This window comes from Xanthomonas sp. WHRI 1810A (assembly GCF_040202885.1).
Lineage (GTDB): Bacteria > Pseudomonadota > Gammaproteobacteria > Pseudomonadales > Pseudomonadaceae > Aquipseudomonas.
This window is the reverse complement of the sequence record NZ_JBEGED010000014.1, coordinates 94994-111031: the sequence shown is the minus strand read 5'-3', so window position 1 is coordinate 111031 and position 16038 is coordinate 94994. Positions and strand designations below refer to the sequence as shown.

Annotated in this window: 14 protein-coding genes; 9 read left to right on the top strand and 5 right to left on the bottom strand. The window is 60.9% G+C overall.

The window, feature by feature from the left end:
* Nucleotides 1-191 precede the first annotated feature (191 nt).
* The 4 genes from ABQX22_RS20025 (at nucleotide 192) to ABQX22_RS20010 (ending at nucleotide 5042) form a co-directional block, all read left to right on the top strand.
* Entirely contained in the window at nucleotides 192-665 is a 474-nt protein-coding gene (locus ABQX22_RS20025; protein ID WP_349801588.1) for a MarR family winged helix-turn-helix transcriptional regulator, read from the top strand.
* Nucleotides 662-2158 (top strand): efflux transporter outer membrane subunit, encoded by a 1497-nt coding sequence (locus ABQX22_RS20020; protein ID WP_349801587.1) that lies wholly within the window; start codon nucleotides 662-664, stop codon nucleotides 2156-2158. The genes ABQX22_RS20025 and ABQX22_RS20020 overlap by 4 nt, the downstream gene beginning before the upstream one ends.
* A 10-nt stretch (nucleotides 2159-2168) precedes the next feature.
* Nucleotides 2169-3443 carry an efflux RND transporter periplasmic adaptor subunit gene (locus tag ABQX22_RS20015; protein ID WP_349801586.1) on the top strand — a complete coding sequence of 425 codons (1275 nt, stop codon included), beginning with the start codon at nucleotides 2169-2171 and terminating at the stop codon, nucleotides 3441-3443.
* A gap of 63 nt (nucleotides 3444-3506) precedes the next feature.
* Entirely contained in the window at nucleotides 3507-5042 is a 1536-nt protein-coding gene (locus tag ABQX22_RS20010; protein WP_349801585.1) for a DHA2 family efflux MFS transporter permease subunit, read from the top strand.
* Between the two features lie 181 nt (nucleotides 5043-5223).
* Here ABQX22_RS20010 and lpxH read toward each other — a convergent pair whose 3' ends face one another.
* Both lpxH and ABQX22_RS20000 read right to left on the bottom strand, forming a co-directional pair.
* On the bottom strand, nucleotides 5224-5988 hold the full coding sequence (lpxH, locus tag ABQX22_RS20005; protein WP_349801584.1) for a UDP-2,3-diacylglucosamine diphosphatase: 765 nt from the start codon (nucleotides 5986-5988) through the stop codon (nucleotides 5224-5226).
* Nucleotides 5985-6488, bottom strand: coding sequence for a peptidylprolyl isomerase (locus ABQX22_RS20000; protein WP_349801583.1), 504 nt, complete (start codon nucleotides 6486-6488; stop codon nucleotides 5985-5987). The genes lpxH and ABQX22_RS20000 overlap by 4 nt, the downstream gene beginning before the upstream one ends.
* A gap of 167 nt (nucleotides 6489-6655) precedes the next feature.
* Between ABQX22_RS20000 and ABQX22_RS19995 the strand changes: the two genes are divergently transcribed.
* Both ABQX22_RS19995 and cysS read left to right on the top strand, forming a co-directional pair.
* The gene (locus ABQX22_RS19995; protein WP_349801582.1) at nucleotides 6656-8353 is read left to right on the top strand and encodes a glutamine--tRNA ligase/YqeY domain fusion protein; all 1698 of its coding nucleotides are present in this window, start codon (nucleotides 6656-6658) and stop codon (nucleotides 8351-8353) included.
* 24 nt (nucleotides 8354-8377) lie between these two features.
* On the top strand, nucleotides 8378-9760 hold the full coding sequence (cysS, locus tag ABQX22_RS19990) for a cysteine--tRNA ligase (RefSeq protein WP_349801580.1): 1383 nt from the start codon (nucleotides 8378-8380) through the stop codon (nucleotides 9758-9760).
* A gap of 323 nt (nucleotides 9761-10083) precedes the next feature.
* Here the strand turns inward: cysS and ABQX22_RS19985 are convergent, their stop codons facing one another.
* The 3 genes from ABQX22_RS19985 to ABQX22_RS19975 form a co-directional block, all read right to left on the bottom strand.
* Nucleotides 10084-10461, bottom strand: coding sequence for a type II toxin-antitoxin system VapC family toxin (locus tag ABQX22_RS19985; RefSeq protein ID WP_349801579.1), 378 nt, complete (start codon nucleotides 10459-10461; stop codon nucleotides 10084-10086).
* Nucleotides 10458-10697, bottom strand: coding sequence for a type II toxin-antitoxin system Phd/YefM family antitoxin (locus tag ABQX22_RS19980; protein WP_349801578.1), 240 nt, complete (start codon nucleotides 10695-10697; stop codon nucleotides 10458-10460). The genes ABQX22_RS19985 and ABQX22_RS19980 overlap by 4 nt, the downstream gene beginning before the upstream one ends.
* 64 nt (nucleotides 10698-10761) lie before the next feature.
* Nucleotides 10762-12612, bottom strand: coding sequence for a sigma-54-dependent Fis family transcriptional regulator (locus tag ABQX22_RS19975; protein WP_349801577.1), 1851 nt, complete (start codon nucleotides 12610-12612; stop codon nucleotides 10762-10764).
* 348 nt (nucleotides 12613-12960) lie between these two features.
* Here ABQX22_RS19975 and ABQX22_RS19970 point away from each other — a divergent pair, with 348 nt between their 5' ends.
* The 3 genes from ABQX22_RS19970 to ABQX22_RS19960 are packed head-to-tail and all read left to right on the top strand — an operon-like array spanning nucleotide 12961 to nucleotide 16032.
* Nucleotides 12961-14055, top strand: coding sequence for an ABC transporter ATP-binding protein (locus ABQX22_RS19970; RefSeq protein WP_349801576.1), 1095 nt, complete (start codon nucleotides 12961-12963; stop codon nucleotides 14053-14055).
* On the top strand, nucleotides 14055-15173 hold the full coding sequence (locus ABQX22_RS19965) for an ABC transporter ATP-binding protein (RefSeq protein WP_349801575.1): 1119 nt from the start codon (nucleotides 14055-14057) through the stop codon (nucleotides 15171-15173). Before ABQX22_RS19970 ends, ABQX22_RS19965 begins: the two co-directional genes overlap by 1 nt.
* The gene (locus tag ABQX22_RS19960) at nucleotides 15166-16032 is read left to right on the top strand and encodes a carbohydrate ABC transporter permease (protein WP_349801574.1); all 867 of its coding nucleotides are present in this window, start codon (nucleotides 15166-15168) and stop codon (nucleotides 16030-16032) included. Before ABQX22_RS19965 ends, ABQX22_RS19960 begins: the two co-directional genes overlap by 8 nt.
* Nucleotides 16033-16038 lie beyond the last annotated feature (6 nt).

Below are 16038 nucleotides of genomic sequence, written 5' to 3'. Positions count from 1 at the left end.
TGCGATGCGGTGTGTCAGGCAAAACGCAATCGCAGCCTCCCGCTGGTCGTCAGCTCCTACAGATACGGTTCTAGCGGATCCAACGCGTCTGTCCGAAAACCCAGTTGTTAAATAATGTTTCATTGAATAGTTAACTGCCTAGGCAGTAATATCTCACCAACTTACTGCCTAGGCAGCTACTTGGTGATCCAATGCCGCATTTCACGCCCGATACCTTCCATTCCAGCCTGCTCGGCATGTTGCTGGGACGGACAGAACTGCTTAAAAACCGCATTCTTGATACCCACCTGGCGCCGTTTGGCGTCACGGCGCCGCAGTTCAAGGTGCTGGTGATGATTGCGAAGTTCTGCGCCGAAACCCCGGCTGACCTGTGCCGCCTGTTGTCCCTGGACAGCGGCTCGATGACCCGCATGCTGGACCGTCTGGAGCAGAAAAATCTGATCGCCCGCACGCGCTCCGATGCCGACCGACGTCAGGTTCGGCTGGCGCTGACGGAAGAAGGCGTCGCGCTCTCGGGCCTGCTGCCGCAGATCGGCGCCAAAGCCATGAACGAAATGGTAGGCGTGCTGGAGGTCGACGAACTGGCGACGCTGGAACAGATTCTCACCAAGATTCTGGTGGCCTCTGCAGATCCCATCGTTCTGTCGCGGATCGCAGCGAAATGAAGACATCCTCCAAACAAAGCTCCACGTTGCGCACGTCATTGAGCCTGGTGCTGGCCGCCATGGTCCTGGCCGGTTGTGCCAGCTCCAAAGGCCTGGACACTGAAGGCGTGGCCCTCGACGCCAAGGGCCTTCAGACCCAAAACAGCCTGCGGGGCATCACGGTGTCACCGGCGGCCTGGCCGGCGCGTGACTGGTGGAAAACCCTGGGTGACCCGCAACTGGACGGCTTGATCACTGAAGCCCTGCGTGACAGCCCGGACATGCGGGTCGCCGCCGCGCGCACCCATCAGGCTAATGCGCAGGCCTACGCGGCCAACGCCGAGCGCATGCCGACGGTGGACGCCGATGCCGGGATCACCCGTTCGCGCCTGGACCGCGAGTCGGACCCGACCGGGCAAGGCGGGCGCTATGGCACCATGCGCACGCTGTCGGGCGTGTTCAATTACAACTTCGATCTGTGGGGCGGCCAGCGTGCGGCCTGGGAAGCGGCGCTGGGTCAGGCCCGGGCTTCAGAGATCGATCAGCAGGCGGCGCAGTTGACCGTGGCCGCGGACGTCGCGCGCGCCTACAGCGACTTGGGTCAGGCCTACATCGTCCGCGATCTGGCGCAGGATGACCTCAAGCGCACCACGCAGATGCTGGAACTGGGGCGTCGCCGTCTGACCTCCGGGATCGACAGCGCGTATCAATACCAGCAGACCGAAAGCCTGGCGGCCGGCTCGCAAGAAGCCTTGGTCGATGCGGAAAAACGCCTGCGCTCGGCCAAGATTCAGCTGGCGGTGCTCATGGGCAAAGGACCGGACCGGGGCGACGCACTGAGCCGGCCGGAGGTGCTCAAGCCCGCGGTAGTTGCCTTGCCGTCGTCCTTGCCCGCCGAACTGCTGGGTCGCCGTCCTGATCTGGTCGCCGCGCGCTGGCGTGTGGAAGCGGCGAGCAAGGACATCGTCGCCAGCAAGACCAATTTCTACCCCAATCTCAACCTGAGTGCTTCGGCGGGTGTGGAGTCGCTGTTGGGGGACGCCATGTTCGGGTCGGCCAGCCGTTTCTTCAACGTCGGGCCGACCGTTTCGCTGCCGCTGTTTGATGGCGGGCGTCGCCGCGCGGACCTCGATGCCCGGGACGCCGACTACGACCTGGCCGTGGCCCAGTACAACAAGAGTCTGGTGCGGGCCTTGGGCGACGTCAGCGACAACATCGGCCAGTTGCGTGCGATCAGCGCCCAGATCGAGGCGCGCCAGCACGCCACGGATGTCATCCAGCAGTCCTACGGCACCGGCGTTCAGCGCTACGCCTCGGGCATCGGTAACTACGTGGACGTGCTGACCATCGAACAACAACTGCTGCAATCGCAACGCCAATTGGCGGATCTCAACGCCGAACGCATCGATTTGTCGATCCAGCTGATGCAGGCCCTGGGGGGAGGTTTCGCGCCAGTCGCGCCCGGCGAACACGCCGCCCCGGCCGCTCCGTCAACTGCATCGCTGACCCAATAAGGGAACTGTCATGTCCACTGCCGCTGAAAACACCACTGCCGAAAAACCTGCTGTGACCAACCCGCCGGACGCCAAGGCGCCGGATCAGACCAAAGACGCCAAGCCTTCCGGTGGCGACAACAAGCCCAAGGCCAATCCGCGCAAGCGCAAGCTGCTGCTGATCGGGCTGGCGCTGGTGGTCATCCTCGGCGTACTGGCCGTGTGGGGCTGGTACGAATTTTATGGGCGCTGGTACGAAAGCACCGACGACGCCTACGTCAATGGCAACGTGGTGGAGATCACCCCACAGTCCACGGGCACGGTCGTCAGCATCGGCGCCGATGATGGCGATCTGGTGCGCGAAGGTCAGGTGCTGGTGCAGTTCGACCCCAGCGATGCCGAAGTCGCGCAGCAAAGCGCCGAAGCCAACCTCGGCCGGACCGTGCGTCAGGTGCGCGGTCTGTACAGCAACGTCGACGGCATGAAAGCGCAGATGGCCGCCCAGCGCGCCGAAGTGCAGAAAGCCCAGGACAACTTCAACCGTCGGCGCAATCTGGCGGCGGGCGGGGCAATTTCCCAGGAAGAGCTGTCCCACGCCAAGGACGACCTGACCAGCGCCCAAAACGCGCTGAACAACCTCCAGCAGCAATTGGCGACCAGCAACGCGCTGGTGGATGACACCGAAGTGTCGTCGCACCCGGACGTCAAGGCTGCCGCCGCGCAGTTGCGCCAGGCCTATTTGAGCAGCGCCCGCAGCACCCTGATCGCGCCGGTCACCGGTTACGTCGCCCGGCGCACCGTGCAGCTGGGCCAGCGTGTCCAGCCGGGCACTGCACTGATGGCGGTCATCCCGCTGAACCAGTTGTGGATTGACGCCAACTTCAAGGAAACCCAGCTCGGCCAGATGCGCATCGGCCAGCCGGTGGACATCGAGGCCGACCTGTACGGCAGCGACGTGAAATACAGCGGCACCGTGGACAGCGTGGGCGCCGGTACCGGCAGCGCCTTTGCCTTGCTGCCGGCGCAGAACGCGACGGGTAACTGGATCAAGATCGTGCAGCGTGTGCCGGTGCGGATTCATATCAACCCCGACGAGCTGGCGCAAAACCCGTTGCGCATTGGCCTGTCGACCGTGGTCAACGTCAATCTGCACGACCAGAGTGGACCGGTGCTGGCGCAGCAGCCGCCCACGCAGGCGTCCTACAGCACCAATGTGTACGAGAAGCAGCTGGCGGATGCCGACACCTTGATCGCCCGTCTGATCCACGAAAACAGTGCTGGCACCGGCAAGACCGTGCAGCGCTGATTCGCCAATCCATCAGCGCCGGCCTGCGGGCCGGTGCGACGTTGAAGTGTCAAAGGATTCGCGATGAGTAACGCCGCGCCCGCTTCTTTCAAGCCGCCCAGCCTGTTGCTTTGCACCATCGGGTTGTCGCTGGCGACCTTCATGCAAGTGCTCGACACCACCATTGCCAACGTGGCGCTGCCTACCATTTCCGGCAACCTGGGGGTGAGTTCGGAGCAGGGCACATGGGTCATCACTTCGTTTGCCGTCAGTAACGCCATCGCGTTGCCGCTCACAGGCTGGCTCAGCCGTCGCTTCGGCGAAGTGAAGCTGTTCTTGTGGGCGACGATTCTGTTCGTGATGGCCTCGTTCCTGTGCGGTATCTCCACCTCGATGCCCGAGCTGGTGGGCTTTCGCGTGTTGCAGGGCGTGGTGGCCGGTCCCCTGTACCCGATGACCCAGACGCTGCTGATCGCGGTCTATCCCCCGGCGAAAAGGGGGATGGCACTGGCATTGCTGGCGATGGTGACGGTGGTCGCGCCCATTGCAGGTCCCATCCTGGGCGGTGTGATCACTGACAGCTACAGCTGGCCGTGGATCTTCTTCATCAACGTGCCCATCGGCTTGTTCGCCGCGTTCGTGGTGCGTCAGCAGATGGCGTCACGCCCGGTCACCACCAGTCGCCAACCCATGGATTACGTGGGGCTGATCACCCTGATCATTGGCGTCGGTGCGTTGCAGATCGTGCTGGACAAAGGCAATGACATGGACTGGTTCGAGTCCAATTTCATCATCATCGGCACGGTGATTTCGGCCATTGGCCTGGCGGCGTTCATCATCTGGGAAATGACCGATGAGCACCCGGTGGTCAACCTGCGGCTGTTTGCGTATCGAAACTTTCGGGTCGGGACCATCGCGCTGGTGGGAGGGTACGCCGGCTTCTTCGGTATCAACCTGATCCTGCCGCAATGGTTGCAGACCCAGATGGGCTACACCCCGACCTATGCCGGGCTGGCGGTGGCGCCCATCGGGATATTACCCGTGCTGATGTCGCCGTTCGTGGGCAAATACGCGCAAAAGTTCGACTTGCGGGTGCTGTCGGGGATTTCCTTCCTGGGTATCGGCGCCAGTTGTTTCATGCGCGCCGGGTTCACCAGTGAGGTGGATTTCGAGCACATCGCGCTGGTGCAGCTGTTCATGGGGGCGGGGATTGCGCTGTTCTTCATGCCAACGCTGAGCATCCTGCTGTCGGACCTGCCGCCGTCACAGATTGCCGACGGATCGGGGCTGGCGACGTTTCTGCGCAACCTGGGCGGTAGTTTTGCCGCGTCGCTGACCACCTGGATCTGGATTCGCCGGGCCGACCAGCATCATGCGTATCTCACCGAAAGCATCAGCACCTACGACCCGGCCACCCGCCACGCGCTGGACATCATGGGTGGGGCGAGCAATCAGGCCTATGCGCAGCTGGACGGCATCGTCACCAGCCAGGCGTACATGATGTCGACGGTGGACTATTTCTACATGATGGGCTGGATCTTCTTCGCGCTGATCCTGGTGGTGTGGATGGCCAAACCGCCGTTCGGTGCCAAGGCTGCGCCGGGTGGGGGCGGGCATTGATCGCAAGGCAGCTTTTGCTTCTGGCCGGAGGCCGTGGGAGTCCGGCTTGCCGACGATCGAGCGCGAAGCGGTCGTAAATTGCCCACCTCACTGCATCAGTGATACCGAGGTGGATGGATTACTGCCGGTTCCCGGCAGATCGCCTGCAAGCAAGGCTCCCACGCCTTCGGCAGAAGCGAAATTACGTCGATTGAGAACCGCGCGGCAAGGCCAGCACCGGCTCTGCCACAAAATCAAACGCGCCGAGCTGGAACCCCTGCTCATCCACCTGCAACGCCCAGCCCTGCTTGTCCCAGTCGCCGAGCACGATGCGTTGCGCGGTGTCTTCGCCGATCTGCAGTTTGTGAATCGCGGGGCGGTGGGTGTGGCCGTGGATCAGGGTTTTTACGCCCAACTCACGCATGATCCTCGGCACTTCCTCCGGGGTCACGTCGACGATGTCGTTGGCCTTCAGCCTGGTTTGCGTCTTGCTTTCGCTGCGCAGCTTGCGGGCCAGCTTGTAACGGGTGCGCAGCGGCAGATGGCGCAGCACCCACAGCATCACCGGATTGCGCAAATAGCGGCGCATGCGTTGATACGCTTCGTCTCGCGTGCACAGGCTGTCGCCGTGCATCAGCAGCACCGGCTCACCGTAGAACTGCACCACACTCGGGTCGCTCAGCAGCGTGCAACCTGCCGCCTTGCAAAACGCCTTGCCGATCATGAAGTCGCGATTGCCGTGCATCAAAAAGACCTGGGTGCCGCTGTCGCTCAAGCTGCGCAGGGCCTCGCAGATCGAGCGCTGAAAGGGCGACATGGCATCATCGCCGATCCAGGCTTCAAAAAAATCCCCGAGGATATACAGCGACTCGGCCTCGCGCGCGCGGCCACTGAGCAGATTCAGAAACGCCCGGGTAATGTCCGTGCGCTGTTCTTCCAGGTGCAGGTCGGAAATCAGCAATATCACTCAGTGATCTCGGCTTTCTCGATGATCACGTCTTCGGCAGGGACGTCCTGGTGACCGGCCTTGGACGTGGTGGCCACGGCCTTGATCTTGTCGACGATCTCAGCGCCTTCGATGACTTCACCGAACACCGCGTAGCCCCAGCCCTGAACGGTCTTGGCGCTGTGATTGAGGAAGCTGTTGTCCGCGACGTTGATGAAGAACTGCGCGGAGGCCGAATGCGGCTCCATGGTGCGAGCCATGGCCACCGAGTATTTCTTGTTGGGCAGGCCGTTGTCGGCTTCGTTCTGGATGCTCGGGCGCTTGTCTTTCTTCTCTTTCATGCCCGGCTCGAAACCGCCGCCCTGGACCATGAAGTTGCCGATGACGCGGTGGAAGATAGTGTTTTCGTAGTGGCCCGCTTTGACGTATTCGAGGAAGTTGGCGACGGTCAACGGTGCTTTTTCAGCGTCCAGTTGCAGGACGATGTCGCCGTGGTTGGTGGTCAGCTTTACTTTGGACATGCGTGAGCTCGCTCTTTTGAATTCGTGTCAGGCGGTTCTTCCATCAGCCCGCTGCAGTTTTGTTACTGCGTGCTGTCAGGGGCTTGACAGGTTCGGCTATGATAAGCGCTTTGATTTAGTCGGCCTACCCTGGCCGCCACAAGTACGTTAGTACGTTCAAGGATTATATGAGCAAGCCCACTCAAGACGCCGCTGCGAATTCAAAGGCAGGCCCTGCAGTCCCTACCAACTTCCTGCGCCCGATCGTGCAGGCAGACCTGGATTCAGGCAAGCACACACAGATCGTGACCCGCTTTCCGCCGGAGCCCAACGGCTACCTGCACATCGGTCACGCCAAGTCGATCTGCGTCAACTTCGGTCTGGCTCAGGAATTCGGCGGTGTGACGCACTTGCGCTTCGATGACACCAACCCGGCCAAGGAAGACCAGGAATACATCGATGCCATCGAAAGCGACGTCAAGTGGCTGGGCTTCCAGTGGTCCGGCGCAGTGCGCTACGCCTCGCAGTACTTCGACCAGCTTCACGACTGGGCCGTGGAGCTGATCAAGTCGGGCAAGGCCTACGTCGATGACCTGACCCCCGAGCAGGCCCGGGAATACCGTGGCACGCTGACCGAGCCTGGCAAGAACAGCCCGTTTCGCGAGCGCAGCGTCGAGGAAAACCTGGACCTGTTCGCCCGCATGAAAGCCGGTGAGTTCGAAGACGGCGCCCGCGTGCTGCGCGCCAAGATCGACATGGCGTCGCCGAACATGAACCTGCGCGACCCGATCCTGTATCGCATTCGTCACGCCCATCACCACCAGACCGGCGATAAGTGGTGCATTTACCCCATTTATGACTTCACCCACGGCCAGTCGGACGCCATCGAAGGCATCACCCATTCGATCTGCACCCTGGAATTCGAAAGCCATCGTCCGCTGTACGACTGGTTCCTCGACAACCTGCCGGTCCCGAGCAGGCCACGTCAGTACGAATTCTCGCGCCTGAACCTGAACTACACCATCACCAGCAAGCGCAAGCTCAAGCAACTGGTGGATGAGAAGCACGTGCACGGCTGGGATGACCCGCGCATGTCGACGCTGTCGGGTTTCCGTCGTCGCGGCTATACGCCGGTCTCGATCCGTAATTTCTGCGAAATGGTCGGCACCAACCGTTCCGACGGCGTGGTGGATTTCGGCATGCTGGAATTCAGCATCCGTCAGGACCTGGACCAGAACGCGCCCCGTGCCATGTGCGTGCTGCGGCCGTTGAAAGTCGTGATCACCAATTACCCGGAAGGCCAGGTCGATCACCTCGAACTGCCGCGCCATCCGCAAAAGGAAGAACTGGGCGTGCGCAAGCTGCCGTTCTCCCGTGAAATCTACATCGACCGCGACGACTTCGACGAAGCGCCGCCCAAGGGCTACAAGCGTCTGGAGCCTAACGGCGAAGTGCGTCTGCGCGGCAGCTACGTGATTCGCGCCGATGAAGCGATCAAGGACGCCGACGGCAACATCGTCGAGCTGCGTTGCTCGTACGACCCGGAGACCCTGGGCAAAAACCCCGAAGGCCGCAAGGTCAAGGGTGTCGTGCACTGGGTGCCGGCGGCCGAGAGCATCGAGTGCGAAGTGCGGCTGTATGACCGCCTGTTCCGCTCGGCCAACCCGGAAAAAGCCGAAGACGGCCAGAGCTTCCTGGACAACATCAACCCCGATTCCCTGCAAGTGCTCACCGGTTGTCGGGCTGAACCTTCGTTGGGTGAAGCAGCACCGGAAGACCGTTTCCAGTTCGAACGCGAAGGTTATTTCTGCGCGGACATCAAGGACTCGAAACCCGGTCAGCCGGTATTCAATCGCACAGTGACCCTGCGCGATTCGTGGACTTGATGCGGTATCGGTAAGGGGCAGATCGTGCTTTCTATTTACAACACGCTCACCAAGAGCAAAGAAGTGTTCACGCCGCTGGACGGCAACAAGGTGCGCATGTACGTCTGCGGGATGACCGTGTACGACTACTGCCACCTGGGCCACGGCCGCAGCATGGTGGCCTTCGACCTGGTCACCCGCTGGTTGCGGTTCAGCGGATACGACCTGACGTACGTGCGCAACATCACCGACATCGACGACAAGATCATCAGCCGCGCCTTGAGAAACGGCGAACCGTTCGATGCCTTGACCGCGCGCATGATCGACGCGATGCACGAGGATGAAGCGCGACTTAATATCCTCAAGCCGGACATGGAACCGCGCGCCACCGATTACATCGGCGGCATGCACGACATGATCCAGACCCTGATCGACAAAGGTTACGCCTACGCGCCGGGCAATGGCGACGTGTACTACCGCGTCGGAAAATTTCTCGGCTACGGCAAGCTGTCGCGCAAGAAGATCGAAGACCTGCGCATCGGCGCCCGCATCGAAGTCGACGAGTCCAAAGACGATCCGCTGGACTTCGTGCTGTGGAAAGGCGTCAAGCCGGGCGAGCCCAGTTGGGAATCGCCATGGGGCGCCGGGCGTCCGGGCTGGCACATCGAGTGCTCGGTGATGTCCACCTGCTGCCTGGGCGAGACGTTCGACATTCATGGCGGCGGCAGCGACCTTGAGTTCCCGCACCACGAAAACGAAATCGCCCAGAGCGAGGCGGCCACCGGCAAGCCCTACGCCAACGCCTGGCTGCACTGCGGCATGATCCGCATCAACGGCGAGAAGATGTCAAAGTCGTTGAACAACTTCTTCACCATTCGCGACGTGCTGGAAAAGTATCAGCCGGAAGTGGTGCGTTACCTGTTGGTGTCGAGCCATTACCGCAGCGCGATCAACTATTCCGAAGACAGCCTGAAGGAATCGAAGTCAGCGCTGGAGCGGTTCTATCACGCGTTGCGTGGATTGCCGCTGGCAGAGCCGGCCGGTGGCGAGGCGTTCGTCGAGCGTTTCAGCGCGGCGATGAACGATGACTTCGGCACGCCGGAAGCCTGCGCCGTGCTGTTCGAGATGGTGCGCGAGATCAACCGCCTGCGCGACACCGATCTGGCCGCTGCGGCCGGCCTGGCGGCGCGTTTGAAGCAGCTCGCCAGTGTCTTGGGCGTGTTGCAACTGGAGGCCGACGACTTTCTGCGCGCCGGCGCGCAAGGGCGGGTCGATGCGGCAGAAGTGGAAGCGCTGATCCAGGCCCGCCTGCAGGCCCGCACCGACAAGAACTGGGCCGAATCCGACCGCATCCGCGACCAGCTCACCGCCATGGGCGTGGTGCTGGAAGACGGGAAGGGCGTGACGACGTGGCGCTTGGCGGATTGATCGTCGACGTCTGAAAAAGCCATCGCGGGCAAGCGCGCTCCTACATGGGAACGATCAAGACGCGGTCGACTGTAGGAGCGAACTTGTTCGTGAAGCGTTCTGGCTGATACTCCGCGTCACCTGTTTCGCCAACAAGTTGGCTCCTACCGAATGCTGCGTCATTTGATCGGCCTGAACACTGACCTGTAGGAGCTGACGACCCCGAGGGAGGCTGCGATACGGTTTTGTCTGACGCACCGCAATCGCAGCCTCCCGTAGGGTCGTCAGCTCCTACAGAAGCGTTTGCTCGCGATTGCATATGGACGTTGTTCACGTTGCGACCGCTACACAAGAACAGCCAGCGACGAGTATCGGGCGACCATGGGATCGGAGGTCAGCAGCTTCATCGGCTCGGTCATCGCGGTAGCAACGATCAGGCGATCAAACGGATCGCGGTGATGATGCTCCACGTCTTTCACCGCAATCGCATGTTCAACCGCGATGGGCAGCTCGATGAATCCGCTCTCCCGGCAATACTCCCGGATTTCATCCAGATCCGCATTCAGCTTGCCGAGCCCGACCTTGATCGACATTTCCCAGAACGTGGCTGCACTGACGTAAATCTCGGTTGCGGTGTCGATCATCTTTCTGGCTTTGGGTGAAAGCCTCGGATCGTCAATCAGCGCCCAAAGCAAAATGTGCGTATCAAGCAAAATCCTCATAATTTTCCCTCTTCGAAATCGGCCAGTACGTCGTTTGGCAGAGGGGCGTCGAAGTCATCGGGAAGCTCAAGCATGCCTTTCATTGCACCAATGCGTTTACCCGTCGGACGCCCCACGGGGATGAGCCGCGCCATGGCGCGTCCATGCTTTGCAATCGTGATGGTTTGACCCGCCGCAGCGTCATCGACGAGTTTCGAGAGGTTGTCTTTGGCCTCACCCAGGGGAATGATGATCACTGAACTGCTCCATTGAATATTCTGGCCAAATATAGCCAGAATATCGAACCCCGCAAAGCGCCCGTTACAAATCTCTCTCCCGCAAACGCTTGTACAACGTATTGCGGCTCACCCCCAGCCGCTTGGCCAGGTGCGAAATATTGCCGCCGCTTTCGCGCAGCAGTTCGTTGAGGTCTTCGGTCGAGGCCAGGATGGCTTTGGCGTTCAGCGCTTCGTGGGGGCGGGAGGGTTCGCTGTCCATCTCCAGATCGGCGAAGAAATCCTCCGGCAAGTGCTCGGCGGAGATGACTTCGTCGTCCGCCAGTGCCAACGCCACCTGGATCACGTTGCTCAACTGACGCAGGTTACCGGGCCACGGGTGACGCTCGAACAACGCCATCACCTGTGGATCGAAGCCGGCGGTCTGCTGCGGCTCGCGGTGCTCCTCCCACAGGCTATGGACCAGGGATTTTTTATCAGTGCGCTCGCGCAGGGGCGGCAGTTCGAGGTTCAGGCCGCTGATGCGGTAGTACAAATCCTGGCGGAAGTGCCCGCTCTGCACCTGTTCACGCAGCGAACAGTGGGTGGCGGAAATGACCCGGATGTCCACCGGGTACAACTCGCTGCTGCCCAGTGGCTGAACGCAGCGTTCCTGCAACACCCGCAGCAGCCGCGCCTGAACCGGCAATGGCATGTCGCCGATTTCATCGAGAAACAGCGTGCCTTTGTCCGCCTTGCGGATCAGCCCGATGCTGCCTTTATGGTGGGCGCCGGTGAAGGCGCCTTTCTCGTAACCGAACAGTTCGGCCTCCACCAGCTCGGAGGGAATCGCCGCGCAGTTGACCGCAATCAAGGGCTGCCGGGCGCGGGAACTCGCGCTGTGCAGTGCTTTGACGAACACCTCTTTGCCGACCCCCGTCTCACCGTGAATCAACAGCGGTACGTTTTTCTCCAGCAGACGCTGGGCCTGGCGCGCGGCCTTGGCTACTTTTTCGTCACCCAGGCCCAAGGCCAACAAACCGGTGGGCTCGTTGACGGGCGGCGTCTTCGCCATAGGCACCGGGCGCAGATGCACAACCTGAGCCTTGGGCCGCTTCAGCAGGCCATGGAAACGGTTATGCCCTGACGCCTGAAGCGAGAACGGCTGGCCCTCCGCCTGATCCAGCAACTGCGAAACCGGTGCCTTGAACAGGTCCTCGATGTTCGCCCGCAGCAGACTCACGCCCAGCAGGTTGTCGGCCCGGCGATTGGCGCACAGGATCTGGCCGCTCTCGTCGAACACCACCAACCCGGCCCACTGGCTGTCTAGGTTGTTCAGGCCGGTGTTGAAGGTGAGCTGGAAGTAACTGTGCTGGAACTGGTCGAGGATCAGCCGGTTTTCGATGGTCTGGCTCATCATCTTGACCATGCCCAGGGTGTGGGACGGCGGCAGGAAGCTGTCGCTGGACACGTCGAGCACCGCGACCATGCGGCGGCTGGCGTCGAAAATCGGCGCGGCGGAACCGGTCATGAAGCGGTTGGCTTTGAGAAAGTGTTCATCGTGCTCGATGTGCACCGCCTGTTCGCAGGCCAGCGCCGTGCCAATGGCGTTGGTGCCGGTGGCCTGCTCGACCCACGTCGCGCCGGGTACAAAGCCCAGGCTCTGTGCGGGCTCGACAAAGCGCTTGGTGCCCCAGGAGTTCAACACCTGGCCGTGTTCGTCCGCCAGCAGGATCAGGCAGTTGGAGTTACTGAGGATGTTTTCGTAAAACGGCAGGACCTGCTGGTGGGTGGTTTGCACCAGCGAATGATGGCGCTCGAGCAGTTGCCGCACCTGCTGTTCCGGCAATTGGCCGAAAGCCGGACGCGATTGATGGTCCAGGCCGAACTCACGGCAGCGCGCCCATGAATCCTGAATGATGGTGTCGTGATTGCTGGAAACGCCAGGTAAGGCCATGAGTAGATGTCCGAGAGCTTATTATTTTTTTTGGTGACGCTGTGCATGAGCCTCCTTGCTCGGAACGCTTACCCATTGTTGTTCAACATTGTTCAAAGTCAACGTTCATTTTGTTCAGGTGTTCAATGTTTGCTGTTCATTTTTGTTCAGCAACGAATATCCAGACAACGCTAAAAATGCGCTGAAGGCTCTAGTCCGTGCCTCTTGGCCTGCAATACCTCTATGAACGTCGATTGGCACGATTGTCGCTATCCAACAAGCGGGTCGACGAACGTAGCGATCCAACTGCAGCACCCCAAGCAGCACCAGTCTTCTAATAAGAAACACAACAGACAAAAAGGGCACGCCATGTCTCTCACGCTTGAGCACGTCAGCCGCGCAGTCGACGGTCAAATCTGGATCGATGATGCTTCGCTGAGCTTCGAACCTGGCTCATTCAACGTATTGCTGGGGCGCACCTTATCAGGCAAAACCAGCCTGATGCGCCTGATGGCCGGGCTGGACAAGCCGGACAGCGGCCGCGTCCTGATGAATGGCAAGGATGTCACCAAAGTCGCGGTGCGTCATCGCAACGTGTCGATGGTGTATCAGCAATTCATCAATTACCCAAGCATGACGGTATTCGACAACATCGCCTCGCCACTGCGTCAGGCCGGTGTCTCGAAAGAAGAAATCCAGGACAAGGTTCTGGAAACCGCGAAGATGCTGCGGATCGAGAAATTCCTCACCCGTTACCCCCTCGAACTCTCCGGTGGCCAACAGCAGCGCACGGCCATGGCCCGGGCGCTGGTCAAGGACGCCGAACTGATCCTGTTCGACGAGCCGCTGGTCAACCTGGACTACAAACTGCGCGAAGAGCTGCGTCAGGAAATGCGCCTGCTGTTCGAAGCGCGGCACACCATTGCGATCTACGCCACCACCGAACCCAACGAAGCCCTGGCCTTGGGTGGCACCACCACGATCCTGCACGAGGGACGGGTGATTCAGAGCGGCAGGACGCCTGAGGTGTATCACCAGCCCAAGACCGTGCTGGCCGCCGAGTTGTTTTCCGAGCCGCCGATCAACCTGATGCCGGGCCGCATTGAAGGCAACGAGGTCAGCTTCGCCAACTTTGTCCACTTCCCCCTCAACGTCGACCTGCGCAACATCGGTGATGGCGACTACCGCTTCGGCGTGCGCCCGAGCCACCTGAGCCTGGTGCCGTCCAACGACGACGATCTGGAACTGGCGGTGACCGTGGAACTGGCTGAGATCAGCGGCTCCGAGACCTTTCTCCACGTGCGCAACGAGCATTTCTCTCTGGTCCTGCACCTGCCGGGCGTGCATGCATACGACGTCGATGCCTCGATCCGCGTGTACATCCCGACCCATAAATTATTCGTATTCGATCAGCAGGGCGGCCTGATTCAGGCGCCGGGCCTGCGCATGGCGAGGGTTGCCTGATGGCCGAGATCCGCTTGCAAAACCTCGCTCATAGCTACAGCGCCACCCCCAGTGGTCCTGAAGACTATGCCATCCGCGAGATGAGCCACATCTGGGAGCAGGGCGGGGCATACGCGCTGCTCGGGCCTTCCGGGTGCGGGAAATCCACGTTGCTCAACATCATTTCCGGCCTGCTCAGCCCGTCTGAAGGTCAGGTAATGTTCGACTCCACAGTCGTCAACACAATGTCCCCGGAGCAGCGCAATATCGCTCAGGTGTTCCAGTTCCCGGTGGTGTACGACACCATGACGGTGTACGACAACCTGGCGTTCCCGCTGCGCAATCAGGGCATGGACGAGAAGAAAATCCAGATCAAGGTCGGGGAAATCGCCGACGTGCTGGACCTGCAGCCGCTGCTGAAAAAGAAAGCCAAGAACCTCACCGCCGACGAAAAGCAGAAAGTGTCCATGGGCCGTGGTCTGGTGCGCGATGACGTGTCGGCAATCCTGTTCGACGAACCGCTGACCGTGATCGACCCGCACCTGAAGTGGAAACTGCGACGCAAGCTCAAGCAGATCCATGAGCAGTTCAACATCACCATGGTCTACGTCACCCACGACCAGCTGGAAGCCTCGACCTTCGCCGACAAGATCGCCGTGATGTTCGGCGGGCAGATCGTGCAGTTCGGCACCCCCCGCGAACTGTTCGAAAAGCCCCGGCACACCTTTGTCGGCTACTTCATCGGCAGCCCCGGCATGAACCTGATCGACGTCACCCCGCAGCCAGGCGGCGTCGGCTTCGGCGACATTCACCTGCCGCTGTCCGAAGGCCTGCAGCAGCGCTTGGCCGCGACACAGTGGAGCACTCTGAAAGTCGGCATTCGCCCGGAGTTCGTGCATCTTTGGGAAGGCCCTTACGACGACGCGATGTGCGCGGACGTGACCTACGTCGAGGATTTGGGCACCTACAAGATCATCACGCTGAAACTGGCGGGGCAGTTGCTCAAGGTGCGAATCCCAGAAGACAAACCCGTGCCCCAAGGCCAGGCCTGGATCAGTTTTCCTGGTCAGTGGTTGATGCTGTACGCCGATGATTTTCTGCTGGAAGCCAGTCAGGCCAGCGAGGTGCCCCATGAGTAAGGTGCAGAACAACAAAGCCTGGTGGTTGGTCATGCCAGTGTTTTTGCTGGTGGCGTTCAGCGCCATCATCCCGATGATGACGGTGGTCAACTATTCGGTGCAGGACATCTTCGACCAGTCCAGCCGCTACTTCGTCGGCACCGACTGGTTCAGGCAGGTGTTGCAGGACCCGCGCCTGCATGACTCGCTGTTGCGCCAGTTCGTGTATTCGGCCTGTGTGCTGCTGATCGAAATCCCGCTGGGAATCGGCATCGCCCTGACCATGCCCACCAAAGGCCGCTGGTCTTCGCTGTGCCTGATCGTCATGACCATTCCGCTGCTGATCCCCTTCAACGTGGTCGGCACCATCTGGCAGATCTTCGGCCGTGGCGATATCGGCCTGATGGGCTGGTTTCTCAATAATGTGATGGGCATCAGCTACAACTACGCAGCCAATGCTTCCGATGCCTGGGTGACGGTGTTGATCATCGATGTCTGGCACTGGACCTCGCTGGTGGCGCTGCTGGCCTATTCCGGGCTGCGGGCGATTCCGGACGTGTACTACCAGGCGGCGCGTATCGATCGGGCGTCCAGCTGGGCAGTGTTCCGACACATCCAACTGCCGAAAATGAAGAGCGTGCTGCTGATCGCGGTGATGCTGCGCTTCATGGACAGCTTCATGATCTACACCGAGCCGTTCGTGCTCACCGGTGGCGGTCCGGGCAACTCGACGACGTTCCTCAGCCAGACCCTGACCACCATGGCCCTGGGGCAATTCGACCTCGGCCCGGCGGCAGCTTTCTCGCTGGTGTACTTCCTGATCATTCTGTTGGTGTCGTGGGTGTTCTACACCGCCATGACCCACGGCGAAAAGAACTGAGGAGCG